Origin of the sequence: Leclercia sp. UBA1284, from assembly GCF_002308415.1 — a bacterium.
Classification (GTDB): domain Bacteria; phylum Pseudomonadota; class Gammaproteobacteria; order Enterobacterales; family Enterobacteriaceae; genus Enterobacter; species Enterobacter pneumoniae.
In genome coordinates this window covers 172512-195320 of sequence record NZ_DBUS01000006.1, presented here as the reverse complement: position 1 = coordinate 195320, position 22809 = coordinate 172512, and the positions used below count along the sequence as shown (strand labels likewise).

Genomic DNA, 22809 nt, shown 5'->3' with positions numbered 1-22809 from the left:
GGCGTGAAGAATATCACGGCAACCGGAAGCGGAATAGCGCCAACGCTTTCGACCAGGAAAATTCCTGGCTACTCAGGCGGATAAGATATCGGGGCTGGATCGCAGCGTGGGGCAGAGCTGGTACATCTCCAGCAGAATCTCTACATAGTCCCTCGCTTCGCGTTTTAAATCGAACGACTGGGGGGCAAAGAGCCAGTTCTCCATTATGCCGGAGATATAACTGCGCATCAGAATTGCGGCACGGCGGGTAAGTAAATTGGCGGGGAGCATTTTCGCATTAATACAGTGCACAAGTGACTGTTCTATACGATCGTAGCTCTCAAGGCAAAGGCGTCGCTGCGCTTGTTGCACAACGGCCATTTCGCCGACAAATTCACATTTATGAAAGATAATTTCCATCATTAATCGGCGACGCTCTTCATTAACTGTCGCCTCAAGAACATAGACCAGAATTTCTCTGAGAACGGACAGTGGATCGTCAGGGAATTTTGCCCGATACTCAGTCTCTAGATCGCCAATACTGGATTCTGAAAGCTCCCAAATTTCACCGAATAAATCTGACTTATTTTTGAAATGCCAGTAAATCGCGCCCCGTGTCACGCCCGCCGCTTGCGCAATCTGCGCCAGCGAGGTGGAAGAGACACCCTGTTGCGAGAACAAGCGCATAGCAACATCAAGAATGTGTTGTCGCGTCTCAAGTGCTTGTTGTTTGGTTTTTCGTGCCATACCTTGGTGAATTAACAGGAGTCAGATTTACATACATTTATGAATGTATGTACCATAGCACGACGATAATATAAACGCAGCAATGGGTTTGTGGACGTTTGATCCATTGATCAATTTGAAATCGGACACTCGAGGTTTACATATGAACAAAAACAGAGGGTTAACGCCTCTGGCGGTCGTTCTGATGCTCTCAGGCAGCTTAGCGCTTACAGGATGTGACGACAAACAGGCTCAACAAGGAGCGCAACAGATGCCAGAAGTTGGCGTTGTGACGCTCAAAACTGAACCTCTTCAGATAACAACTGAATTGCCCGGTCGTACCAGCGCTTACCGTATTGCGGAAGTTCGTCCTCAGGTGAATGGCATTATCCTGAAACGTAATTTCACCGAAGGTGGCGATGTTAAAGCGGGTGACTCTCTGTATCAGATTGATCCAGCAACCTATCAGGCCTCTTACGAAAGCGCGAAAGGCGATCTGGCCAAAGCACAGGCCGCGGCGAAGATCGCACAGCTGACGGTTAACCGTTATCAGAAACTGTTGGGTACCCAGTACATTAGCCAACAAGAATATGATAGCGCACTGGCAGATGCCCAGCAGGCGAGTGCGGCGGTTACCGCGGCAAAAGCCGCCGTTGAGACTGCACGTATTAACCTGGCCTATACTAAGGTCACCTCACCTATCAGCGGCCGTATCGGTAAATCGTCCGTCACCGAAGGGGCGTTGGTGCAGAACGGTCAAACCAACGCGCTGGCCACCGTGCAACAGCTCGACCCGATTTATGTAGACGTCACCCAATCCAGCAACGATTTCCTGCGCCTGAAGCAGGAGCTGGAAAACGGCACGCTGAAACAAGAGAACGGTAAAGCGAAAGTGGAACTGGTGACCAGCGATGGCATTAAATTCCCTGAAGCCGGAACGCTGGAATTCTCGGACGTCACCGTTGACCAGACCACTGGCTCTATTACCCTGCGTGCCATCTTCCCGAACCCGAACCATACGCTGCTGCCAGGTATGTTCGTGCGTGCGAACCTGGAAGAAGGGACAAACCCAACAGCGCTGCTGGTACCTCAGCAGGGTGTCACTCGTACACCGCGCGGTGATGCGAGCGTAATGGTTGTTGGCGCAGAAGATAAAGTCGAAACCCGCAACATCACTGCCACTCAGGCAATTGGTGATAAATGGCTGGTAACGAAAGGTCTGAAAGATGGCGATCGCGTCATTGTGACCGGCTTGCAGAAAGTACGTCCAGGCGCACAAGTTAAAGCGCAGGAAGTTGCCTCTGACGAAAAACAACAAGCTTCGGCCGCTGGCCAGTCAGAACAGTCCAAGTCTTAACTTAAACAGGAGCCGTTAAGACATGCCTAATTTCTTTATCGATCGCCCCATATTCGCATGGGTGATCGCCATTATTATCATGCTAGCTGGGGGACTTGCGATCCTGAAGCTGCCTGTCGCGCAATATCCAACGATTGCGCCGCCGGCGGTGACGGTCTCCGCAACCTACCCAGGGGCTGATGCGAAAACGGTGCAGGACACCGTAACGCAGGTTATCGAACAGAACATGAACGGTATCGATAACCTGATGTACATGTCCTCCAACTCTGACTCCACCGGTACGGTTCAGATCACCCTGACCTTCGAATCCGGTACCGATGCGGATATCGCGCAGGTACAGGTGCAGAACAAACTGCAGCTGGCGATGCCATTGCTGCCGCAGGAAGTACAACAACAGGGCGTGAGCGTCGAGAAATCGTCCAGTAGCTTCCTGATGGTTGTCGGCGTAATCAACACCAATGGCACCATGACCCAGGAGGATATCTCCGACTACGTGGGCGCCAACATGAAGGACGCCATCAGCCGTACTTCGGGTGTGGGTGACGTACAGCTGTTCGGTTCCCAGTACGCGATGCGCATCTGGATGGATCCGAACAAACTGAACAACTTCCAGTTGACGCCGGTTGACGTGATTAACGCGATTAAAGCGCAGAACGCCCAGGTTGCGGCCGGTCAGTTAGGCGGTACACCGCCGGTGAAAGGCCAGCAACTGAACGCCTCAATCATCGCGCAAACGCGTCTGACCTCTGCCGATGAGTTCAGCAAAATTCTGCTGAAAGTAAACCAGGACGGTTCTCAGGTTCGCCTGCGCGATGTGGCGAAGGTTGAGCTGGGCGGCGAGAACTACGACGTCATTGCTAAGTTTAACGGCCAGCCGGCATCCGGTCTGGGTATTAAACTGGCGACCGGTGCGAACGCCCTTGATACTGCGACTGCCATCCGTGAAGAACTGAAGAAAATGGAACCGTTCTTCCCGTCTGGCCTGAAAATTGTTTATCCATACGACACCACCCCGTTCGTTAAGATCTCGATTCACGAAGTTGTGAAAACCCTGGTCGAGGCGATCATCCTGGTGTTCCTGGTAATGTATCTGTTCCTGCAGAACTTCCGTGCGACGCTGATTCCAACCATCGCCGTTCCGGTCGTACTGCTGGGTACCTTTGCGATACTGTCAGCCTTCGGCTTCTCGATAAACACGTTAACGATGTTCGGGATGGTACTTGCCATCGGCCTCTTGGTGGATGACGCCATCGTGGTGGTTGAGAACGTTGAGCGCGTTATGTCCGAAGAGGGCCTTCCGCCGAAAGAAGCCACGCGTAAATCAATGGGCCAGATCCAGGGCGCACTGGTCGGTATCGCGATGGTACTGTCCGCTGTATTTATCCCGATGGCCTTCTTTGGCGGTTCGACCGGTGCCATTTACCGTCAGTTCTCTATCACTATCGTGTCAGCGATGGCACTGTCGGTGCTGGTGGCGTTAATCCTGACGCCAGCGCTTTGTGCCACCATGCTGAAACCGATTCAGAAAGGTGAACACGGCGAGCATAAAGGCTTCTTCGGTTGGTTTAACCGCATGTTCGATAAGAGCACGCACCACTACACCGACAGCGTAGGCAACATTCTGCGCAGCACCGGTCGTTATCTGCTGCTCTATATCATTATTGTGGTCGGTATGGCCTACCTGTTTGTTCGTCTGCCAAGTTCGTTCCTGCCAGAAGAAGACCAGGGCGTGTTCCTGACCATGGCGCAGTTGCCTGCGGGTGCTACGCAAGAACGTACCCAGAAAGTGCTGGATGAAGTTACGGATTACTACCTCACCAAAGAGAAAGCCAACGTTGAATCCGTGTTTGCGGTAAACGGCTTCGGCTTTGCGGGTCGTGGTCAGAACACCGGTATCGCCTTCGTCTCTCTGAAAGACTGGGCTGACCGTCCGGGCGATGAGAACAAGGTCGAAGCCATTACTGGCCGTGCGATGGGCACCTTCTCGCAGATTAAAGATGCGATGGTCTTCGCCTTCAACCTGCCAGCGATTGTGGATCTGGGTACGGCAACCGGCTTCGACTTCCAGCTGATTGACCAGGGTAACCTGGGCCATGACAAACTGACTCAGGCGCGTAACCAGCTGTTTGGCGAAGTCGCGAAACACCCTGACCTTCTGGTAGGCGTGCGCCCTAACGGCCTGGAAGATACTCCGCAGTACAAGATCGATATTGACCAGGAAAAAGCACAAGCCCTGGGCGTGTCTATCAGCGACATCAATACAACTCTGGGCGCAGCCTGGGGCGGTAGCTACGTTAACGACTTCATCGACCGTGGTCGCGTGAAGAAAGTGTACGTGATGTCCGAAGCGGAATACCGTATGTTGCCGAACGATATCAACAACTGGTACGTGCGTGGTAGCAATGGCCAGATGGTACCGTTCTCTGCCTTCTCCACTTCCCACTGGGAATATGGTTCGCCACGTCTGGAGCGTTATAACGGTCTGCCGTCGATGGAAATCCTCGGTCAGGCAGCACCAGGCAGAAGTACCGGTGAAGCCATGGACATGATGGAAGAGCTGGCAAGTAAACTGCCTGCGGGTATCGGTTACGACTGGACGGGGATGTCCTATCAGGAACGCCTCTCCGGTAACCAGGCCCCTGCCCTGTATGCCATCTCGCTGATTGTGGTCTTCCTCTGTCTGGCTGCACTGTACGAGAGCTGGTCCATTCCGTTCTCGGTCATGCTCGTTGTCCCACTGGGGGTTATCGGTGCGCTACTTGCCGCAACCTTCCGCAGTTTGAACAACGACGTATACTTCCAGGTGGGCCTGCTGACAACCATTGGCTTGTCGGCGAAGAACGCGATACTTATCGTCGAATTCGCCAAAGATCTGATGGATAAAGAGGGCAAAGGGCTGATTGAAGCGACTCTGGAAGCGGTACGTATGCGTCTGCGTCCAATCCTGATGACCTCCCTGGCATTTATCCTCGGGGTTATGCCGCTGGTTATCAGTTCTGGCGCAGGCTCCGGTGCGCAGAACGCCGTAGGTACGGGCGTAATGGGTGGGATGGTTACTGCAACCATTCTGGCTATCTTCTTCGTTCCGGTGTTCTTCGTGGTGGTACGTCGCCGCTTCAGCCGTAAGAACGACGATATTGAGCATAACCACCCGGTTTAAGTGACCGATACCGGTTTCACTCGATAAAAAGGCCGCATTTGCGGCCTTTTTTATCTCTAATGAAAATCATAAAATACGCTTATTGCGAATTATTTATTTAATGCCATTCTCTGAGGGCATATCATATTTAAACGAAATCTTTTACATAAATTCTCAAATTTGTGGAAAGCCCCCACTATAATAAGATTATTCCTGGCGACTGCTCTTAATGTTCTTAAGTTATGTCTGTTTCCATACCGGGTTCGCCAGTAACATCATGATTGCTATAGATGTAAGATAATTTTTCCTTTAACTCATCCGATTAGATGTCGACATCCTGCGTTCGCGCTGCGTAATTGTAATTTTTCGTAATAGCGCGGTGAAATCCGAATCAGAGTGTCTTATAGTTAAAGAGAAGAGGAAAAAGCGCCGTTTGAAAGGTTTTTAGTAAGTTGTATCCATCCCGAAATCGATGTTCGGTGAGTAAAAAATCACTCAGAAGGGGATGCGCTATGGACGAATACTCTCCAAAAAGGCATGATATTGCGCAGTTGAAATTTCTCTGTGAATCCTTGTACCATGATTGCCTCGCCAACCTTGATGACAGCAACCATGGCTGGGTTAATGACCCAACCTCTGCCATCAATTTGCAGTTAAACGAGCTCATTGAACATATAGCGACCTTCGCTCTTAATTATAAAATTAAGTACAACGAAGATAATAAGTTGATCGAGCAAATTGACGAGTACCTGGACGATACATTTATGCTGTTCAGTAGCTATGGCATTAACTCACAAGATTTGCAGAAATGGCGTAAATCTGGCAATCGCCTCTTTCGCTGTTTTGTGAATGCAAGCAGAGCAAATCCTTTAGGCTCGTATGTTAAAACTATTACAAACAATTAGGTGGATTTATGTCTGAAAAACCATTAACTAAAACAGATTATTTGATGCGTCTGCGACGTTGTCAGTCAATTGATACGCTGGAGCGCGTTATTGAAAAAAATAAATATGAGCTTTCGGATAATGAGCTGGCGGTATTTTATTCAGCAGCCGATCATCGCCTTGCAGAACTGACGATGAATAAGCTGTACGATAAAATCCCTACATCTGTGTGGAAATTTGTACGTTAATCATTTGCCTGATTTAATGAGACAGCGAAACCCCGTTTGTCGTTAACTTCTCGATTTTATGTCACTATGGCGGTTCGCCGCTTCCGGCACGTGCGGGCGAAACTCATCGCCCCGGGATACCCTGCTTCGCCTTAAGCCGCCCTTTAATGTTGACCACCGTCCACGCCACTGCAACTGTTATGTTTTTTCGCGGTGAAACTGTTACTTTTTTCGAACAATAGGGTCACTTAAAATGTACAGGTTCCCCTGTGTGTACCGACTTTTAAAGGCAGAAGATGACCGAAATACAGCGCCTGCTCACCGAAACCATCGACGATCTCAACGCGCGTGAAAAGCGCGACAACAAGCCGCGTTTTAGCATCAGCTTTATTCGTAAACACCCTGGGTTATTCGTTGCCATGTACGCCGCCTGGCTGGCGACACTGGTGGTGATGTTGCAGTCGGAGACCCTGGTGGGATCCGTGTGGTTGTTGGTGATTCTGTTTATCGTCTTTAACGCATTCTTTTTCTTCGATGTGAATCCCCGCTACCGCTATGAAGATATCGATGTGCTTGATTTCCGCGTGTGCTACAACGGGGAGTGGTACAACACCCGCTATGTGCCGGGCCAGCTGATCGACGATATCCTGCACTCACCGCAGGTCGAAGAAGAACAAAAAGCTAAGCTGCAAAAAATGATCGCCACCAAAGGCGAGCTCTCTTTCTACGACGTGTTTACCCTCTCCCGCACGCCTGCCTGATGTTGCGCCTGACTTGCCGCCGACATCCCGTCGGCAGCAAGCAGCCCTTATCCGATAAACAGACGCTACGCTTAACGTCTCTTTTTACGCCCCTGCACCGCCTTAAAGCGCGGATTTGATTTGCAGATAACATAAAGTCGCCCTTTACGCCTTACGATCTGACAATCAGGGTGGCGCTGTTTTGCACTGCGTAATGAGTTCAGAACCTGCATGTTTAACCTCTTTTAACATCGATAAAACGGCCAAAGCGCTGACGGAAACGCGCTGTGCTGCCCTCGCTGGAGAACGCTTTCTGTTTGCCGGTATAAAATGGATGTGACTGCGACGACACGTCGATGGTCACATAGGGCCATGTCTGCCCGTCGAGCTCGATTTCACGATCGGTTTTGATGGTTGAGCCGACTTTGAAGAACGCATTGGCGCTGGTGTCGTGAAACACGACAGTACGGTAGTGGGGGTGAATATTCTGTTTCATCTTCATCTCGTCATGTTTTGTTATAACATAACAATTAGCTTATCTGAGGCTGATGATAAAAACAACCGCCTTAAACCCTCGCGCTCTTTTCACAGCGTGATTGTGTTGAATGAAATCAACGTCAGCCGCGTGCTATAACACTATTATTAAGCCACTCTCTCTATTCCGTCATTCGCTTGCGCGCCACAGGTACTGGCGTTGCAAAAAGGAAACTGGAGCATGACAACCCGACACCTGGTCAAGCTGGTGACCTGCGTACTGATTCTTGCCGTGCTTGCACCGCTGGGCCTGAGCGTATGGCTCGCTCACCGCCATGCCGAAGAGAAGTTTTATACAGACCTGGATAATTACGCGTCCCGCATACTGCTTCGTACGAATCGGGTACTGGAACAGGGAAAATCCGCTCTGATGCACATGCAGCAGTTTAAGGGACCGATCTGTGGCCCAGAGCATGCGCTGGAAATGCGTCGGGTCTCTTTCTCTCATCGCTATCTGCAGGAAGTGATTTACGTCGATAACCTGAAACCGCTCTGCTCATCGCTGGAACGTACCAGCCACGGGCAGCCTTTTCCCCGGGCAATGCGGATAACCCCGGACGGCTATCGCGCCTGGCTTACCGCACAAAACGATATCGGCGTTGACCGTTATATGGCGGCGCTTGGCACGCACAATTATATCGTGATGATGGATCCGGCATCGCTCATCGATGTTCTCCCCTTCGGCTCCTGGCCCATTGAGGTTGCGCTGGTTGGATTACGCCGCAATATCGTCTTCGCGAGCAGTAGCCATCTCGAGATACCTCTTCTGAATCGGCTTCAGCAAGCCGAAGATAATCATCTGCAGTACGACGGTACCCTCTATAACATTCATAACGTGCCCGACCTCGGTATCGCAATCGTGACATGGTCCTCCCTGCGCCCGCTACAAGAAAACTGGCTCAATCAGCTCTATTTTTGGCTCCCTTTTGGTATCTTGCTTAGCGTGTTAACGACCGGGTTCGTGTTGAGAATTTTAAAGCGTCTGCAATCTCCCCGGCATCGCCTGCTGGATGCCATTAACGCCCGCGAGATCGTTGTGCACTATCAGCCAATCGTTGAACTCAGTAGCGGTCGCATCATCGGTGCAGAAGCACTTGCCCGCTGGCCGCAGCAAGATAAGAGCTATCTTTCGCCGGACATTTTTGTCCCGCTGGCGGAACAGACCGGTCTTATCACAAATCTGACGGCGTTGATCATTGAGCAGGTCTTTGAGGATCTGGGTGAGTGGCTACACCAGCATCCGCACCTGCATGTCTCTATCAATCTGGCTCCCGCCGATCTGCTTTGCCGCTCGCTGCCTGCACTATTAAGCCGCTTACTGAACCAGTGGCAGATCCCGCCTGCGCAAATAGCGCTGGAGCTCACCGAGCGGGGATTTGCCGACCCTGCCGTCAGCGCCCCCGCCATTGCGGGTTTTCGGCGTGCCGGCCACGCGATCTATATTGATGATTTCGGAACAGGTTACTCCAGCCTCAGCTATTTGCAGGATCTGGACGTAGACACGCTCAAGATCGATAAATCTTTCGTTGATGCGCTGGAGTATAAAAACGTGACGCCCCATATCATTGAAATGGCGAAGTCATTGAAACTGGCCATGGTGGCAGAAGGGGTAGAAACCGAAGGCCAGCTGGAGTGGTTGCGTCGCCACGGTGTGCAATATGGTCAGGGTTGGCTGTACAGCAAGGCACTACCGAAGGAGGCCTTTATCACCTGGGCCGAGCACAACCTGGATCCCGAGTAATTCGAACCTGACAGAAAGCCCGGCGGGTGCCGGGCGACAGGATTACTCGTCAAGCAGCGGAGAAAAACCTCCGTAGATCATCCGTTTGCCATCGAAAGGCATGGAATCACCCATCTCTTTCATGCGGGGATCGTTCATCATCTTCTGGTTCGCCGCATCACGCACCTCCTTCGAGGGATATTCGATCCAGCTAAAGACAACTTCTTCCCCCTCTTCCGCTTTCACCGCCATGCGAAAATCGGTCAGTTTGCCATCCGGCACGTCGTCAGCCCAACACTCGACAATGCGAAGTGCGCCAAATTCTTTAAAGAGTGGCGCAGCCTTCGCCGCCAGCTCGCGATACGCCTCTTTACTGCCTGCAGGAACGGCGAGGACAAAACCATCGACATACTTCATCAGTAAAACCTCCGAAGTGACTGTACGGCTACGTGGTGTAGCCGTATCTGCCGATCAAGTTTAGTTCTGCTGCCAGCTAAACGCGTAGCGCACCCGTTTCTGTTGCAGGATAAACTCCGGGGATACGCTCGGACTCCAGGAGTCATCGCCGCCGACGCCCATATGGAATCCATCAAGATGCAGCCAGCAGCCCGCCTCTTCCTTCAGGAGATGATGATGCGACGTTTCGCGCAGCTGCGCCTGGCTGTAGCGGCTCACGGCAAAATGGAAGGCCCCACGTAGGTGATGAGCGCCTAACCGGAGTTCGCGGGTATCACAGCGCAGGCCGTTATCCGTAGGGAAAATGTAGGGCGTATGCATTTCTGCCAGCGGCAAGGCCCAGCGGCCCTGGCGCGCGGCCAGTTTGCGGTCCGGATAGTTTTCATATGGCCCAAGCCCACTCCAGCTCACGGTATGCGGTACAGAGGCCAGTTGGCAGCTCAGCCCGATACGTGCCGGCTCAGGAATATCATTAGCCACCTGCACCTCGACATCCCCCATCAGCACGCCCTGATCGGTGATACGCCAGTTCTTGCGGCTGATAAACAGCAGTTTGCTTTGACTCTCCCAGGCGTGCACCGTGGTGATCGTCACGTCACGGGTATGCTGTTCACCTTCGCACTGCAGCAGGCGCGGGGTCAGATTATACATACCTGCCGCTTTCCAGCGCTCAACCCAGGCGTTGGGATCGATGCGGGTCACTTCGCTGACGCCGATATCATTATCGAGCGGCGCACGGGTAAAGCTATCGCAAAGGGGAGCCAGCAGCGTGGCGTCACCCGCCTTCCACCACTGGGTCAGATCCCCACTCTGCCGACTGAATTGCCAGCGCTGCTCGCCGTGGGTGACCACCAGCGCATCATCTTCAACGATTAAGCAGGGTTTTTCCCCTGCCGCCACGGCCGGGGCAATAAACAGCGGAGCAGGAAGCTGCCACTGATCCCATGCGCAAAGGTGATTTTCTGGCGACCAGGCGGTCGCCGCAGGCTGAATAACCTCCACGTTCAACCAGACCTCACCCGGCGCTGCCTTCAGCTCTGGCAGTTCCAGCACGACGCGCTGCGTTCCTTGCGGAGCAATATTCAACGTCACCTCGCCAGAGGCCAGCACTTCACCGTCGCGCGCCACTGACCAGCGCAGCAGCTCGTTATCTGTCGTGCGGAACAGATAATCGCTCTGCACCTCAATCTCCAGCGGGGAGCTACTGATGCGGGTAAAGGTGAAGAACTGCTGCGCGCGCTGGGCTTCGTAAAGCGCGGGATGCGGCGTGCGGTCCGGGAATACCAGCCCATTCAGGCAGAACTGACGGTCGTTAGGCTTATCGCCAAAATCGCCGCCATACGCCCAGTAAGCCCTGCCCTCATCGTCATGCCGGGTTAGCGCCTGGTCAACCCAGTCCCAGACGAATCCCCCTTGCAGGCGTGGATAGCTGCGAAACGCCTCCCAGTATTTGGCGAACCCGCCGAAGCTGTTGCCCATCGCATGGGCATATTCACAGAGGATGAGCGGACGCGTTTCATCCGGCATCCCTATCCACTTTTTGATTGACCATTTTGGCACTGCGGGGAAAGGCTGGTCCTGATCGACACGGGCGTACATAGGGCAGACAATATCGGTTGCTGCCGTGTTTGCTCCACCGCCCTCATACTGTACCGGACGGGTGGGATCGGTAGTTTTTATCCAGCGGTAGAGGGCGTCGTGATTAGCGCCATGTCCGGACTCATTGCCCAGGGACCAGACAATAATCGACGGATGGTTACGATCGCGCTGCACCATCCGGGTGACACGTTCGCTCATCGCAGGCAGCCAGCGTGGATCGTCGGCCAGTCGGCTCATCGGCACCATGCCATGGGTTTCGATATTGGCCTCATCGACCACGTACAGCCCGTAGCGATCGCACAGACGGTACCAGAGAGGATGATTAGGGTAGTGTGAGCAGCGTACAGCGTTAAAGTTGTGCTGTTTCATCAGCTCAATGTCGCGACGCATGGTCACCTCATCCATAACCTGGCCGCGCTCAGGGTGATGCTCATGACGGTTCACCCCGCGAATCAGCAGCGGTTTGCCGTTGACTTTCAACAATCCGTTGCTGATTTCCACGTGGCGGAAGCCAACGTCACAGGCTTCCGTATCCAGAACCTTGCCTTGCGCATCGTGGAGCGCAATGGTCAGACGGTAAAGCTCGGGTGACTCCGCACTCCAGAGGGCCGGTTCCGCCACGGGCAGGGTCGCCACCACTCGCTCTTGCCAGTTACCCCGCTCATCTATGACCGGGGTACCCGCTCTGCCGCTGACATTGCCCACCCGCGCATCATCACGCCAAAGCGTGAACAGCACTTCGCAATCCGCATAATCTGGCCCTTCCAGCTTCACCTCCAGCTGTAACGTCGCCCGGTCAAATTCCGCGTTCAGGGCGGTGACCACCTGGTAGTCAGCAATGCGTGTGTCCGGTTTATGCAGCAGCGTGACATCACGGAAGATGCCACTCATGCGCCACATGTCCTGATCTTCCAGATAGCTCCCGTCACACCAGCGCAGCACCATCACCGCCAGGCGATTACTCCCCACGCGCAGTACATTCGTCAGATCAAACTCAGCGGGTAGACGGCTATCCTGGGAATACCCCACCCACTGGCCATTACACCAGAGGTAAAAGGCCGAGTTCACTCCATCAAAGACGATGCGCGTCTGACCGCTTTGCAGAGACGCGCTATCCATCTCAAATGTGAGCGAGTAACAGCCGGTAGGATTTTCTGCAGGCACGAAAGGGGGATTAACCGCAATGGGATAGGTAACGTTAGTATAGATGGGGGTATCGAAACCCTGCATTTGCCAGTTTGAAGGCACCGGCATACCGGCAGCATCCGGGCAATCACTGTGTATCCAGCTCTCCGGAACCTGTTCTGGTGCACTGAAAAAGCTGAATTGCCACTCACCGTTTAAAGAGCGCAATGCCGACGAGGGCTGCTCGTCACGCGCGCTGTTCTCCTCTGGCCAGCCGCTGAGGGGGGCATGGGCAGGAAGTCGATTCCATTGAGTGACGCCGGGATTTTCCCAGTCACGGCGGGCAAGGATAGCGCTGAGAGTCAGCGGAGCAGGACAGGACATAATTACCTCTTTGCGAAGCGCTCACAATTTTAGCTAACATGCCCTGGAGAAAGGATGGGGTAAAGCAGGAGCGCCTCGTGAAGCGAGGCAGATCACAAAAGTCTTATCGACGTGCCAGTTGGCCAGCCAGGATCGCCAGCGATTTCAACTGTTGAGCAAGTTCCTCGTTACCTTGCTGTTGCGCGCCCTGCCGCGCCGTTGAATGGCGCTCGACCAGGCTTACGGGCAGTTGCGTTTGCCCGGCCTCTTTTTCTGTTGGTGGCGACAGGAGCCACTCGACGCTACGCTGCCCGGCCTCGCGGAAGGCCTGACGTATCGTGGTCAGCGGCGGGGTAAACCAGGCGCTGTCTGCAGTATCGTCAAAGCCCACCACCGAGATCTGTCCGGGCACCGCCACGCCTTTTTCAGCGCAGGCACGCAGCACCCCCAGCGCCATCTGATCGTTGGCGACCAGAATCGCCTGCGGCAGGGCGGGTCCAGCTAACAATTGATGCGCCTTTTCATAGCCCGATGCGGCGCTCCAGTCTCCCCAGGCCACCGCGCAGGGTTCGATTCCAGCCTGCGCCAGCGCCTCTCGCCAGCCGCTCAGCCTTGCGCGGGAGGAGACCGAACTATCCGGCCCGCTCAGCAGAGCGATCTGCCGGTGTCCCAGCGCGAGAATATGTTCGACGCCCAGTCGTGCCCCTTGTTCCGCATCGAAGACCAGACTCTGCACTGGCGCATCGGGCGAAACATCCAGGAAAAGCACCGGGACCGGCGCGGCCTGGGCCTGCAGCTGTTCCGCCTGCGCGTTTTCCAGCGGAACGTTAACCAGCAGCCCTTCAACCCGCTGGGCAAGAAGATCCTGAAGCGCGGCCAGACACTGCTGCGGTTGCTCCACCATCGAAATCAAGACACTGGCGCCCCGCTCCCCGGCGCGGGATTTCACCGCCGAGGCGATCTGGGAAGGCGCATGCAGTGCCAGATCGGTGGTAATCAGCCCGAGCGTATGGGTTCGTTTTCCCGCCAGCTGCTGTGCGCCACGGTTCGGGACATAGTGCAGCTCGGCCATCGCCTGCTGCACCTTTTCCCGCGTACGGGTGGAAACGTGTTCCGCGTCGTTAATGACGCGGGAGACGGTTTGATAAGAGACGCCCGCGAGGCGAGCGACGTCATATAACGTGATCGATTTCATGCGCATTGCGTGGTGAGGAGAGAGGCGTCCATTCTGTCACAATGCACAAGACAAAGCTTGTGAGCGCTTCGCAAAATTAGACAGAGCGCTCAGCCTGCCCGGTAACAATACGCGCCGGCGTATGACGAAACCAGGGCAGACAGAGCTGAATCAGCGGGCCGATGCAGAGTGCGTAAAGTACGGTTCCTACGCCAAGGTTGCCCCCCAGCGCCCAGCCGATAAGCAGAACGGAGACTTCAATCGCCGTACGCACGCTGCGCACCGACCAGCCGGTGCGGGCATGGATGCCGGTCATCAGCCCATCGCGCGGTCCGGCGCCGAAGCCCGCGCCAATATACATACCCGTTGCCAGCGCATTAACGATTACCGCACTCGCCAGTAAGGCACTGCGGACTACCAGCGAGTCGATAGGGGGGATCAGCGCCAGAGACGCATCCGCTGCAAGGCCAATCACAATCACGTTACTGATAGTCCCTAACCCAGGGCGCTGGCGCAGCGGGATCCAGAACAGCAGCACGGCCGCACCGGTCAGGATCATTACGGTACCAATGTCCATCGCCAGTAATTTTGTCACCCCCAGGTGAAAGACGTTCCAGGGATCTGCGCCGAGGCTGGCGCGCACAAACATAGCGGTAGAGAGCCCGTATAAACTCAATCCCACATACAGCTGAAGTAAACGACGTAACATGATTTCTCTCCGAATATCCCGGCTTTCATCATTACCTGAAATGGCATTATGATTAATATCCAGTTTTGAAAAAGTGGACTGCATATGTCATCTCGTCGCTTTGGAACTCAGTCATTAATGCGGCTGCTGGGGCACTGGCAGCAAGAGCACTCACGCACCCCGATCTGGCGCCAGCTTGCCGACGCGCTGCGTCTGCTGATCCTGGATGGACGGCTGGCGCTCGATACGCGCCTGCCGGGGGAGCGTGAACTGGCGACCTCGCTGGGGGTGAGTCGCACCACGATCAGCAGCGCCCTCGCCCATCTGCGTGACGCGGGTTATCTTGAAAGCCGGCTCGGTAGCGGTTCCCGCGTAATCCTTCCCGATAGTCGCGCCATTCCCACCCGCGCAGTTGCCAGCGAAGCGCTGGATCTCTCCACTGCCGCCCTCGGCGCCGGGCCGGAGATCTTTCAGGCCTATACGCATGCGCTTACGGCGCTTAGCCAACATCTGACCCATACCGGTTATGACCAGGCTGGCCTCCAGCCGCTGCGGGAAGCCATCGCCTCGCGTTACACCGCCCGGGGGTTACCGACCCGGCCAGAAGAGATCATGGTGGTGAACGGTGCCGTCAGCGGCCTGGCCCTGGTATTGCGGATGCTAACCGGCCCGGGCGATCGGGTGGTGGTGGATCACCCTACCTACCCGTTAGCCATTGCGGCCATTCAGGGAGCGGCTTGTCGCCCGGTCGGGGTTTCGCTTCCCCAGACAGGCTGGGACATCGACGGTTTTGCCGCCACGCTGGCCCAGACCGCGCCGCGGCTTGCGTACCTGATGCCAGATTTTCATAACCCGACCGGACGCTGCATGGACAGCAATACGCGAGAAGCCATCGCCGCCATCGCCGCCCGCACCCGCACGACGCTGGTGGTGGATGAGACCATGGTTGACCTCTGGTACGACGCCCCGCCCCCGCCGCCCCTCGCCGCGTTCGATAAGCAGGCCAACGTCATTACGCTTGGGTCCGCAGGAAAAAGTTTCTGGGGCGGCCTGCGGCTGGGGTGGATCCGCGCCTCTTCCCGTACCATCGCCTCCCTGACTCAGACGCGAGATACGCTTGACCTGGGTTCGCCGCTACTGGAGCAACTGGCGACGCTATGGCTGATTGAACGGAGCAACGAATTTCTGCCTGCCCGGCGAGAGATGCTTAACGCACGGCGGCGACACTGTAGCGAGTTGATGCAGGCGCACTTCCCCGACTGGCGTTTCCAGCAGCCGCAGGGAGGCTTATCGTTCTGGGTGGAGCTGCCAGATCTGCTGGCAACGCAACTGGCCGCGCGCGCCGAAACGGTCGGTATTCATCTGGGCACCGGCACAAGGTTCGGCCTGTCGGGTGCCTTCGATCGTTATCTGCGTATGCCTTTTTCGCTGGAACCGGCCGAGCTGGAGAGCGCACTTTTACGAATAAAACCGCTGTGGCAGCCCCTTAATAATGGTGGGTCGGCAATAAAACGAAATATTGTGTAGCCTGAATATAAAAAAAAGCAAACGGCACGCGCTTGCTTTATTCGGCAGAAAAGTGATGCCGTGCACAATTATGATTTTCCAGGTCTAATGTAAAAAGCGTCTGACTGTAACTGATACAGTCAGACGCTTTCTGGCGACGCCTGTTCAGTGCTGCGGAGGAATGGGGAAACCTTTTAGCGAAATAACAAAATCATCGCCCTCTTTCTGTATTTTTGCGCCGGTATCGCACCAGTCTGACGCAATTCGAAAGAATTCATCACTACCTACATTCCAGCCCAGGCGGACATGTTTGACATAGCCAGATCGCAGGAGTGAACAGGCTTCCTGATAGTCACTGGCAGTAGATTGTTGTGAATGTTTCATTTTTTCTTCTTCAGAATTTTACGCAATGCCTTGATTTCTTTAGGAGTAAATGGCGTAACGTTCTCTTCTTCCGTATGCTGATTGTCGATATCCTCTTCCGTTACTCCCGCCTCTTCTACTGCTTCGAACGCCAGCAGCAGCAGTTTTTCTGTCGTAACACTGAGATTCTCGTTATTAGCTTCTGCATACTCACGGAGTCTCTCTTTTAAGGTTCCGTCAATTTTCACATTCAATACAGCTGTTGTCATGGTGCGGCGTCCTTTGTCATAATTTCTTAATTTAATACACGAAGTTATCATTATTATCCAGATATATATTCATAGCTTATATACCTACTGATAAATCATAATTAACCTGCCCGTCCTTTATGACAAAATAATGACAATTACATTTCAGTTGAATGACAGCTTAAGTATAGTCAGGTGAAACTTTTATTACCCATAAATTAATTAAGCCTTCGCGCTATCGTAAAAAAATTTGCCTGACGGGGGTCACATCAGCTAAAAAATCATGTTCATCAATAAGATAATAAGTTTCCATCCGGGAAGGCCACAAGGAGTGGTGCATGAGCACCTTTAGCGACAAGATTGATCAGCTGGCAGACGAACTTAACATCCCCCGCCACACCATTGCGTATCAGTTCATCATCAATAACACCCTGGCGTCCGATCGCGGTAGTAAAGCCCGACGCTCACTCGGCACGCTTTATGCGCTTTACGTGCTCTGTAATGCCTGGAACAACAATCAGCGTGAAGGCACCACCTTCACCGCGCTAATGGAGGAGATGCGTCGCCTGCCGTTTGGCTCCAAATTACAAAACCATGCACTGGACAACCGCCTGAACGATAAAATTCGCCGCGGTTTTGGCGCCAGTGATGCGTTACTTCCGGTTAGCGCCGTGCCAGAAAAGAAGCGCAAAATCTCCGCAGAATTTCTGACCCAGCATGGTATGAACGCCGACTCGGCGGCGCTGTTTATCACCCGTGCTATCGATCTCTATGTCGCCGAAATTACGGAAAATCAGAACGCCTTTCTCAAAGAGATCGAAGGCGCCACCACCGCACAGGAGATACTGAGCTTTGTTGAAAAATCATGGCACCCGAAAGCCGATGCCCGACTGTTTGAAGTGGTTTCCTATTCAGTGCTTAAGCTGCACTACGACAGGCTGACGGTCAAAATTAATGACGTGGTTAAGCCCTACGAGCTTTTCAAGACCGGGCGCACCAACGCCAACGATGGCGGAATTGATTTCGTGTTACGTCCTGAAGGCCGCTTCTTCCAGGTTACTGAGGTGCTGGATTTTAAGAAGTACTTTCTCGACTTTGATAAGACCAACAAATTCCCGATCAGCTTTGTTATCAAAACGCTGAAGACGCCCGACGAGGCCTTTAACGCCATTCGCAACAAGGCGCTAAAATCGATGGAACAGGCGGTGGCAGACGGTTATATGTCGCTGTTTGAAGAGATTATCACCGTGCCGACGCTGCAAGCTATCCTCGGCACGGTGGCGAAGTCGGAGGCGCAGATCCAGCAGCTAAAAGCGGTAATCTGCGAAAACTTCAAACTGGAATATGGTCTTCTGGATTAGTCGGCCCGTCGTGAGGGGTATTGGTGCCCCTTACGTTTTTAGAGAGGTTTTTGGTTTTGCGCTTTTTCACCTTTTCGAGCTCTTGCTCTGTGAAGTGCGAGGCCACCGCCAGGCGACGGATCCCCATCTTCACATACTCTTCGTTGATCTCAATTCCCACAAACTGACGCCCACACTCAATGGCGACCGCGCCAGTGGTAAAGCTGCCCGCAAAAGGATCGAGCACCACATCGCCCGGATTAGAGGACGCCAGAATAATTCTTTTCAGCAGCGCCGTCGGCTTTTGCGTCGGATGGTTTTCATATTCATCCATCAAAAAACGCACGCGCGGAAACTCCCAGACGTTGCCCGGCACCTTTTGGGTGTTATAGGGCTGCGGCGGGTTTTTTCGGTAATCAATGAGGGCGCGTTTCGCACCGGTAGGCGCTTCGACCAGGATAGCATCGCTATTAAAGGTGTACTTCTTCGCGTTTTTAACCATCATCAGGATCGGTTCATACATTGAGCCGAAGAAACGCTTTGCCTGCACGCCAGAGCTGTCGTAAGCCCAGACGATGCGGCTTTTAATCTCAAACAGCTCGCGACATTTGATGTCGATATAGGGCATGTTCTCAGTGCTGTTCATGATGTACATGGTGCCCGTCTCTTTCAGGACGCGGTGGCACTCATCAATGCACTCAAACAGCCAGGCGTGAAATTCCTTTTCGTCCCACAGTTCACGCAGGCCATCGAAATCCTTGCCAATATTGTAGGGAGGATCGGCAAAAACCAGATCGACACTGGCATCTGGCAGCTTTTTAAGCTCTGTCAGCGCATCGCCATGGACGATTTTAGTGCTGTTATCTCCGTAATATTTTGCGTTGATGTCAATTTTCATGCGCCATCTCACCAGGAACGTTTATCGTCAATATTAACTGTATAAATAACCATACTCAAGCTATCTGCCAGAGGGTTATTGTAGCCTGAATGGGAAAAAGAGAATTTACAGCGGGGGAATTGGGTGGGGGCCCTGCCAGCTGCATCCCGGCACACACGTCGTCTGCCCTGGCTGCTTCCTTCCGGACCTGACCTGGTGAACAGAGTAGCGTTGCGGGAGAACCAACAGAGCCCCCATTGAGAGCGTTGATAACCAACGCGCTGGCGCATTATCCCTGCACAGGATCGCAATTGCAAGTTAACCGCGATCGGATGATGGTTTATTGCGCAGCATGGCCCGTGATTGCGCTATTATTCTCCGTTATTTCGCTCAGTCAGCAGGAGTATTCATGGAACAGCACGACGGATTCCCGCAGCGGGTATGGCAAATTGTCGCCTCCATCCCCGAGGGAACGGTTACCACCTATGGCGATGTAGCACGTCTGGCGGGTTCGCCACGTGCCGCACGACAGGTCGGCGGCGTGCTTAAACGGCTCCCGGAAGGCAGCACTCTGCCCTGGCATCGGGTGGTCAACCGCCACGGGCAAATTTCCCTCACAGGCCCGGATTTACAACGCCAGCGTCAGGCACTGCTGGCTGAAGGGATACAGGTATCGGGAAAGGGTGAAATTGATTTGCAGCACTACCGGTGGATTTACTAAATCCCCTCCCGGGCGGGAGGGGATAGGGTCTTAGTACTGCGTTGGTGCAGGCACTGCGGAAGATGGCGTAACCTGCGTCGGTGAGGTTGATGGCACCGTCGTCGTCGCGCCACCGCTCTGCTGGAGCGGGACTGCCATTTGCTGTACAGGCACCAGCACCAGATCGGCTTTGGTACCGCCCTGGTTAATCACCGGTTTCACCGTATCGGTGACAAACACCAGCTTATCGTCGACCGAGATCGCTGCACTTAACAGAATCCGGGCGTTGGGCTGCACATCAGACGGATTGAAAGGCAGGACGAAGCTAAATGGCGCCTGTTTGCCCTCGGTTCGCACCGCTTTCTGTGCCAAAACTTTTGATGGAGAATCGGCCAGCGAGGCATCAGACAGGGTGACGGTCAACACCGCGTCAGGCGGTAACGCCACTTTCTGACGGATCCAGACTGAACCGGTTACTGATGGCTGCTGAATAGTTGGCTGTGTCGCTACGCCGGAGGTATTTGGATTAGGCGCTGGCGTCTGAATGTCTGCACTTTTGTCTGCACAGGCGGTCAGAGCAACCGCTACCGCTAAACCACTTAACGCGTGCACGAGTTTCATTGAGTTCTCCTTATCTTCAATGCACCAGCGGGATCGATACCGCCAGAAGAGTGGTTAAACAAAGTTAACGTGAGTAAGTGTGGCACACATCACTTATTTATGCCTGGATTCGCCTCGTTATTCAGACTATTGCACCCATCGGACCACTTGTATTTCTGCGTTATACTCTGGCTATCTTTCGCCACGGCGTATTTATTGAGGACGATTATGAGTCAGGCACTAAACAATCTGCTGACATTACTTAACCTGGAAAAAATAGAGGAAGGACTCTTTCGGGGGCAAAGCGAAGATCTGGGTTTACGCCAGGTCTTTGGCGGTCAAGTTGTGGGGCAGGCTCTCTATGCGGCTAAAGAGACCGTACCCGCAGAACGCCTGGTCCACTCCTTCCACAGCTACTTTTTACGCCCGGGCGACAGTCAAAAACCTATCGTTTATGACGTCGAGGTGCTGCGCGACGGCAACAGCTTTAGTGCCCGTCGCGTTGCCGCGGTGCAAAATGGTAAACCCATCTTCTATATGACCGCCTCTTTCCAGGCACCAGAACCGGGCTACGAGCATCAGAAAACCATGCCCCCTGCCCCGGCACCGGATGATCTCCGTTCTGAAACCGAAATCGCCCGCGACCTTTCACATCTGTTGCCACCGCAGGTCAAAGAGAAGTTTCTTTGCGATAAACCGCTGGAGATCCGCCCGGTGGAATTTCATAACCCGATGAAAGGTCACACCGCAGAGCCTGCGCGCCAGGTGTGGATCCGTGCCAACGGTACGGTGCCGGAAGATTTTCGCGTGCATCAATACCTGCTGGGCTACGCCTCTGATTTCAACTTCCTGCCTGTTGCGCTGCAACCGCACGGAGTAGGCTTCCTGGAAAAAGGAATGCAGGTAGCCACCATCGATCACTCTATGTGGTTCCACCGTCCGTTTAATATGAACGAGTGGCTGCTGTATAGCGTGGAGAGCACCTCGGCATCCAGCGCGCGTGGGTTTGTGCGGGGTGAGTTTTATACGCAGGACGGTGTTCTGGTGGCATCGACGGTACAGGAAGGGGTCATGCGCAACCGCGGCTAACCCAGACAGGGGGATGCTCATAAAAGCAAAACGGCAACCCAGGGTTGCCGTTTCGTTATTGACTATGCGTTGTAAGCATTCTCGCCGTGGCTGTTGACGTCCAGCCCTTCGCGCTCCTGCTCTTCCGGTACGCGCAGACCCACGGTCATGTCGGCCAGCTTGTAACCGATAAAGGCCACCACGCCAGACCACACTACCGTAATCGCGATGCTCTCGAGCTGCACCAGCACCTGGTGAGTCATGGTCACACCTTCTGCGTAACCGACGCCGCCGAGCGAGGTGGCTGCGAAGATACCGGTCATGATGCAGCCGACGATACCGCAAACGCCGTGCACGCCGAACACATCGCAAGGGTCATCCACACGCAGAATACGTTTCAGTGCCGTTACGCCCCACAGACCCGCCAGACCCGCGACGATACCAATGATCAGCGCGCCGCCGACGCCAACGAAACCACAGGCGGGGGTGATACCGACCAGGCCCGCAATGGCACCGGAACAGGCGCCCAGCAGAGAGGGTTTGCCTCGTACGGCCCACTCACCAAATACCCAGGAGAGAATCGCACCGGCGGTCGCGACCACGGTGTTGACGAAAGCCAGCGCCGCGATTTCGTTTGCTGAGCTTGCTGAACCGGCGTTAAAGCCAAACCAGCCGAAATAGAGGATCGCGGTGCCGGTGAAGACCATCGGCAGGTTGTGCGGTTTAAAGGCTTCTTTGCCAAAACCAACGCGTTTGCCAATCAGGTACGCCCCAACCAGACCCGCAACGGCGGCGTTGATATGCACCACCGTCCCGCCGGCAAAGTCCAGCGCGCCGTGAGAAGCCAGCAGACCACCACCCCAAACCATATGCGCCACGGGCACATAAGAGAGCGTCAGCCAGACCACGACAAAAATGAGCACCGCAGAGAAACGAATACGTTCCGCCAGCGCCCCCACAATCAACCCGACGGTGATGCAGGCGAAAGAGCCCTGGAATGCTACGTGGATATACTGATAGAAGCTGCCCATTACCGCGGTCAGTTCGATATTTTTCAGCATCGCCCAGTTGAAGCTGCCAAAGAAGGCGTTACCCTCGCCAAACGCCAGCGAGTAGCCGTATACCACCCATAACACGCAGACCAGCGCAAAAGTTACCGCAACCTGAGTGAGCATAGAGAGGACGTTTTTACCGCGAATCAAGCCGCCGTAGAACAGCGCGATCCCGGGAATGGTCATGAACAGCACCAGTGCGGTGCAAATCATCATAAAAGCGTTATCCGCTTTGTCGGCGACCGCCGGCGCTGCCATTGCCAGGCCTGGCAACAACGCCAACGATCCCAGAACCGCGTTAAGAGTTGTTTTCTTCATTATCTTGATCCCTATCACTGTGTGCC

General features: G+C 54.1%; 22 protein-coding genes and 1 other RNA gene. 10 read left to right on the top strand and 13 right to left on the bottom strand.

Annotated elements, in window-relative coordinates; translation table 11 throughout:
• Window positions 1-72: 72 nt before the first annotated feature.
• The gene (gene acrR / locus B3511_RS04170) at window positions 73-726 is read right to left on the bottom strand and encodes a multidrug efflux transporter transcriptional repressor AcrR (protein ID WP_046884432.1); all 654 of its coding nucleotides are present in this window, start codon (window positions 724-726) and stop codon (window positions 73-75) included.
• A 142-nt stretch (window positions 727-868) separates the two neighbouring features.
• Here acrR and acrA point away from each other — a divergent pair, with 142 nt between their 5' ends.
• The 5 genes from acrA (at window position 869) to B3511_RS04145 (ending at window position 7073) form a co-directional block, all read left to right on the top strand.
• Window positions 869-2062, top strand: a complete 1194-nt coding sequence (acrA, locus tag B3511_RS04165) for a multidrug efflux RND transporter periplasmic adaptor subunit AcrA (protein WP_040076872.1) — start codon at window positions 869-871, stop codon at window positions 2060-2062.
• Window positions 2063-2084: 22 nt separating this feature from the next.
• Complete coding sequence (acrB, locus tag B3511_RS04160) at window positions 2085-5222, top strand: multidrug efflux RND transporter permease subunit AcrB (protein WP_286777588.1); 3138 nt, start codon at window positions 2085-2087, stop codon at window positions 5220-5222.
• A gap of 491 nt (window positions 5223-5713) precedes the next feature.
• Complete coding sequence (gene tomB / locus B3511_RS04155) at window positions 5714-6106, top strand: Hha toxicity modulator TomB (RefSeq protein WP_046884434.1); 393 nt, start codon at window positions 5714-5716, stop codon at window positions 6104-6106.
• A gap of 8 nt (window positions 6107-6114) precedes the next feature.
• A complete protein-coding gene (locus tag B3511_RS04150) occupies window positions 6115-6333 on the top strand; it encodes an HHA domain-containing protein (RefSeq protein ID WP_040076875.1) in 219 nt (72 codons plus the stop codon).
• 275 nt (window positions 6334-6608) lie between these two features.
• A complete protein-coding gene (locus B3511_RS04145; protein ID WP_040076876.1) occupies window positions 6609-7073 on the top strand; it encodes a YlaC family protein in 465 nt (154 codons plus the stop codon).
• A 71-nt stretch (window positions 7074-7144) separates the two neighbouring features.
• Here B3511_RS04145 and ykgO read toward each other — a convergent pair whose 3' ends face one another.
• Window positions 7145-7285, bottom strand: coding sequence for a type B 50S ribosomal protein L36 (gene ykgO / locus B3511_RS04140; RefSeq protein WP_063451669.1), 141 nt, complete (start codon window positions 7283-7285; stop codon window positions 7145-7147).
• Between the two features lie 2 nt (window positions 7286-7287).
• On the bottom strand, window positions 7288-7548 hold the full coding sequence (locus tag B3511_RS04135; RefSeq protein ID WP_046884436.1) for a type B 50S ribosomal protein L31: 261 nt from the start codon (window positions 7546-7548) through the stop codon (window positions 7288-7290).
• Between the two features lie 219 nt (window positions 7549-7767).
• On the opposite strand from B3511_RS04135, the gene B3511_RS04130 reads away from it, so the two are divergent.
• The gene (locus B3511_RS04130) at window positions 7768-9327 is read left to right on the top strand and encodes an EAL domain-containing protein (RefSeq protein ID WP_046884437.1); all 1560 of its coding nucleotides are present in this window, start codon (window positions 7768-7770) and stop codon (window positions 9325-9327) included.
• A 42-nt stretch (window positions 9328-9369) separates the two neighbouring features.
• Here the strand turns inward: B3511_RS04130 and B3511_RS04125 are convergent, their stop codons facing one another.
• The 4 genes from B3511_RS04125 to B3511_RS04110 all read right to left on the bottom strand — a co-directional run bounded on the left by B3511_RS04125 (window position 9370) and on the right by B3511_RS04110 (window position 14732).
• A complete protein-coding gene (locus tag B3511_RS04125; RefSeq protein ID WP_046884438.1) occupies window positions 9370-9723 on the bottom strand; it encodes a DUF1428 domain-containing protein in 354 nt (117 codons plus the stop codon).
• 60 nt (window positions 9724-9783) lie between these two features.
• Window positions 9784-12870, bottom strand: coding sequence for a beta-galactosidase (locus B3511_RS04120; protein ID WP_286777587.1), 3087 nt, complete (start codon window positions 12868-12870; stop codon window positions 9784-9786).
• A gap of 103 nt (window positions 12871-12973) precedes the next feature.
• Window positions 12974-14044: a LacI family DNA-binding transcriptional regulator gene (locus B3511_RS04115; RefSeq protein ID WP_046884517.1), complete on the bottom strand. Its 1071-nt coding sequence runs from the start codon at window positions 14042-14044 to the stop codon at window positions 12974-12976.
• A 76-nt stretch (window positions 14045-14120) separates the two neighbouring features.
• Entirely contained in the window at window positions 14121-14732 is a 612-nt protein-coding gene (locus tag B3511_RS04110) for a YczE/YyaS/YitT family protein (RefSeq protein ID WP_046884518.1), read from the bottom strand.
• A gap of 84 nt (window positions 14733-14816) precedes the next feature.
• On the opposite strand from B3511_RS04110, the gene B3511_RS04105 reads away from it, so the two are divergent.
• A complete protein-coding gene (locus B3511_RS04105) occupies window positions 14817-16238 on the top strand; it encodes a PLP-dependent aminotransferase family protein (RefSeq protein ID WP_286777586.1) in 1422 nt (473 codons plus the stop codon).
• A 144-nt stretch (window positions 16239-16382) separates the two neighbouring features.
• Here the strand turns inward: B3511_RS04105 and B3511_RS04100 are convergent, their stop codons facing one another.
• Both B3511_RS04100 and B3511_RS04095 read right to left on the bottom strand, forming a co-directional pair.
• The gene (locus tag B3511_RS04100; protein ID WP_286777585.1) at window positions 16383-16601 is read right to left on the bottom strand and encodes a hypothetical protein; all 219 of its coding nucleotides are present in this window, start codon (window positions 16599-16601) and stop codon (window positions 16383-16385) included.
• Window positions 16598-16849, bottom strand: coding sequence for a hypothetical protein (locus tag B3511_RS04095; protein ID WP_040076884.1), 252 nt, complete (start codon window positions 16847-16849; stop codon window positions 16598-16600). Before B3511_RS04095 ends, B3511_RS04100 begins: the two co-directional genes overlap by 4 nt.
• A 317-nt stretch (window positions 16850-17166) precedes the next feature.
• On the opposite strand from B3511_RS04095, the gene B3511_RS04090 reads away from it, so the two are divergent.
• Complete coding sequence (locus B3511_RS04090) at window positions 17167-18189, top strand: type II restriction endonuclease (RefSeq protein ID WP_286777584.1); 1023 nt, start codon at window positions 17167-17169, stop codon at window positions 18187-18189.
• On the opposite strand, the gene yhdJ is transcribed toward B3511_RS04090, so the two are convergent.
• The gene (gene yhdJ, locus B3511_RS04085; protein ID WP_286777583.1) at window positions 18161-19066 is read right to left on the bottom strand and encodes an adenine-specific DNA-methyltransferase; all 906 of its coding nucleotides are present in this window, start codon (window positions 19064-19066) and stop codon (window positions 18161-18163) included. The two genes, B3511_RS04090 and yhdJ, sit on opposite strands and share 29 nt — an antisense overlap.
• A 130-nt stretch (window positions 19067-19196) precedes the next feature.
• An RNA gene (gene ffs, locus B3511_RS04080) (signal recognition particle sRNA small type) lies at window positions 19197-19293 on the bottom strand.
• A 161-nt stretch (window positions 19294-19454) separates the two neighbouring features.
• On the opposite strand from ffs, the gene B3511_RS04075 reads away from it, so the two are divergent.
• On the top strand, window positions 19455-19766 hold the full coding sequence (locus B3511_RS04075) for an MGMT family protein (RefSeq protein ID WP_212477014.1): 312 nt from the start codon (window positions 19455-19457) through the stop codon (window positions 19764-19766).
• A 30-nt stretch (window positions 19767-19796) separates the two neighbouring features.
• Here B3511_RS04075 and B3511_RS04070 read toward each other — a convergent pair whose 3' ends face one another.
• Window positions 19797-20366: a YbaY family lipoprotein gene (locus tag B3511_RS04070; protein WP_040076887.1), complete on the bottom strand. Its 570-nt coding sequence runs from the start codon at window positions 20364-20366 to the stop codon at window positions 19797-19799.
• 207 nt (window positions 20367-20573) lie between these two features.
• Here B3511_RS04070 and tesB point away from each other — a divergent pair, with 207 nt between their 5' ends.
• Complete coding sequence (gene tesB / locus B3511_RS04065) at window positions 20574-21434, top strand: acyl-CoA thioesterase II (RefSeq protein WP_040076888.1); 861 nt, start codon at window positions 20574-20576, stop codon at window positions 21432-21434.
• Between the two features lie 62 nt (window positions 21435-21496).
• Here tesB and amtB read toward each other — a convergent pair whose 3' ends face one another.
• A complete protein-coding gene (gene amtB / locus B3511_RS04060) occupies window positions 21497-22783 on the bottom strand; it encodes an ammonium transporter AmtB (RefSeq protein ID WP_046884446.1) in 1287 nt (428 codons plus the stop codon).
• Window positions 22784-22809 lie beyond the last annotated feature (26 nt).